The following is a 2,817-nucleotide window of genomic DNA, read 5'->3' as shown; positions in this document are numbered from 1 at the left end:
GCGACGGTCGCAAGGTAACCGACGTGGTCATGGCAGAAACCACCGAAAGCGCCGTCATTGCTCGAATGGTCGGCCGAGAGCTTGCGGCGGCCGAGCACAAGGGGTTTGCGCAAAAGGACGTGGTGCTGGAAGTTTCAGGTCTCTCTCGCGGCACCGCCGTGCGCGACGCCAGTCTCAAGCTGCATCGCGGGGAAGTGCTTGGCATATCGGGCTTGGTCGGGGCGGGCCGCACGGAACTCCTGCGCCTGATCGCTGGCGTCGATAGGCCCGACGCTGGCGAAATCCGCCTCAAAGGCAAGGCGCTGTCACTCGGCAATCCTCGCATTGCCATCGCGTCGGGGTTCGGCCTTCTGCCGGAGGAGCGCAAGCGCGAAGGCATCATTGCGCGACGCTCGGTGCGTAGCAACATCGCGTTACCGTCGATGGGTCGTTTCTCAAGGTTTGGTTTCGTGCGCCGCAAGGCCGTTGCGAAGGAGAGCCAAGCGCTCATGGGGGACCTTAATCTCAGGCCCCTCAACATCGAGCGTCCAATCGGCCAGTTTTCCGGCGGCAACCAGCAGAAAGCCATCATCGGTCGCTGGATCGCGGCAGGAGCTCAAATCCTGCTCTTTGATGAGCCAACACGCGGTATCGATGTGGGTGCGAAGGCAGAGATCTATGCGCTGATCGAACGATTGGCCGCCGAGGGTCGCTCAATGATCGTTGTGTCGTCAGAGCTACCCGAAATTCTCCGGGTCGCCGATCGGGTTCTCGTCATGCGCGAAGGGCGCATCGCAGGCGTGCTGGAGAGAGACAGCCTCACCGAAGAGGCCATCGTTGCACTGGCCGTGCCGCAATCGTCACCTCAAGCCCCCTCCGTTTCAAGGTCTTAAATCATGTCCGCTTCGAACACTCCCGCCGTGCCCATGAATCAGAAAAGGTTTGCCCTGCCGGTCGGCATTCGCGACGCGGGGACATTGCTTGGACTGGTCGCGATCGTCGTCGTCTTCTCGATCCTCAGCCCGAATTTTCTGACCGAACCGAACATACTCAATATCCTGCAGCAATCGTCGATCAACGCCTGCGTGGCACTGGGCATGACTCTGGTCATCATCGCAGGTGGCATCGATCTCTCTGTTGGGCCAACGGCCGCGATCGCAGCGGTGACGGTCGCTGTCCTGATGGCAGCAGGCGTGCCGATTGCATTGGCGATTCCGGCTGCACTGATTTTTGGCATGGCTGCAGGTGCGATCAATGGGGCGCTTGTCGCATTCGGTGGCCTTCAGCCGTTTATCGTCACGCTCGGGACCTTATCTCTCTATCGGGCTATTTCGCTCATCTACACGGGTGGTAATCCGATCTTTGGCATACCACCTGCGTATCGAGCCCTGACCAACTCAACCATTTTCGGTGTCCCCAATCCGGTGGTGATCGTGGCGGTTCTTGCCGCGACGATTTGGGTGGTGCTGAACAAGACACCTCTTGGCGAATATTTCCTTGCCGTCGGCGGCAATCAGGAAGCATCCCGCATTGCTGGCGTGCCGGTCTCGCTGACCAAGATCGCTAGCTATGTGATTTCGGGTGGCCTGGCCTCTGTCGCTGGCCTGATCCTGGTCGGCCGCCTTGGTGCAGCTGATCCTACCCTTGGCAATCTGTGGGAACTCGACGCCATAGCGGCGGCGGCAATTGGCGGCGCCTCGCTCATGGGCGGCAAAGGTTCGATTGTCGGCACGTTGCTCGGAGCCGTTATCCTCGGCAGCCTTCGCAACGGTTTGACCCTGCTGAATGTGCAAGCATTCTACCAACTTCTCGCCACTGGCATTATCATCCTCGTCGCGATGCTGATTGATCGCGCGACAAGAGGCCGAGAATGAACATCTCCTTCAATGATCCCAAGACGGTGGGGCCGCGCATCAGGATGATGATGCCCCACCTGACCCCCCTGGAAGCTCGCGTCGTCGACATGATCCTCGGACGCCGCAATTTCGATGGGACCACACCGTTGAAAACGATTGCAAACGACGCCGCAGTCTCGGAGGCAATGGTCGTCAAAATAGTGAAGAAGCTGGGGTTCGCTGGCTTCAGGGACTTTCGGGCTGCATTGGACAGTTACAACCGTCTTCCAAACGCGGACCTTCATCAGGAATTGTCACCCGAAGACACCGGCTTGGAGATTGCGCAAAAGGTCTTCCGCACGTCAATTCACGCGCTTGAAGAGACACTTTCGATTTTCGATCCGGCGGCGTTTGAGCGGGCCGCCGACTTGATCTTCAACGCCAGGCAGCGCGATCTCTACGGCATTGGCGGCTCGGCGCAGATCGCCCGAGACGTTTCCCACAAGCTTTTGCGCATAGGCGTGCGCACCAGCGTATTCGACGACGCACACATGATGTTGATGTCGGCCGCGCTGTTGTCGGACGGTGATCTGGCCATAGGATTCTCGCATTCGGGCACTACGACCGCTGTGATCGAGCCGCTGGAACTCGCCCGCAAACGCGGAGCTCGTATCATCGTTCTTACCAATTACGCCGGCTCGCCAATCGCCTCGATAGCTGATGTTGTCCTGTGTTCGACAGCGCAAGGCTCGCCGCTGCTTGGCGAGAACGCAGCCGCCCGCATTGCCCAACTCGTGGTCTTCGACGCGGTATTCGCGGCTGTCGCCCAGCGCGATCTTGCGGCGGCGGAGAGAAATCTCGCAGCTACTATGGGCGCGGTCACAAACAAACGGCGACAGACATGACAGACAAGCCCATCGTCGCCGTGGTTGGCAGCCTTCACTACGACATCATGATCGACGCCCCCGATCGCCCGCGCAAGGGCGAGACGGTGACCGGCTAT

The 2,817-nt window shown here is 59.7% G+C and carries 3 protein-coding genes and 1 pseudogene; all 4 read left to right on the top strand.

From position 1 onward, the window contains the following. The first annotated feature begins 119 nt into the window (after positions 1–119). Positions 120–872, top strand: coding sequence for an ATP-binding cassette domain-containing protein (locus AC0ZT5_RS35010; protein ID WP_488500147.1), 753 nt, complete (start codon positions 120–122; stop codon positions 870–872). A 3-nt stretch (positions 873–875) separates the two neighbouring features. Then, positions 876–1,853: an ABC transporter permease gene (locus AC0ZT5_RS35005; protein WP_488500146.1), complete on the top strand. Its 978-nt coding sequence runs from the start codon at positions 876–878 to the stop codon at positions 1,851–1,853. After that, complete coding sequence (locus AC0ZT5_RS35000; protein WP_488500145.1) at positions 1,850–2,719, top strand: MurR/RpiR family transcriptional regulator; 870 nt, start codon at positions 1,850–1,852, stop codon at positions 2,717–2,719. Before AC0ZT5_RS35005 ends, AC0ZT5_RS35000 begins: the two co-directional genes overlap by 4 nt. Then, a pseudogene (locus tag AC0ZT5_RS34995) lies at positions 2,716–2,817 on the top strand (ribokinase); the annotation flags it as partial. The gene AC0ZT5_RS35000 and the pseudogene AC0ZT5_RS34995, both read left to right, overlap by 4 nt.

The sequence above is a fragment of the Mesorhizobium sp. CNPSo 4670 genome (assembly GCF_057784235.1).
Note: the sequence above shows the minus strand (reverse complement) of the source record. Positions and strands in the feature narration are given on the sequence as shown.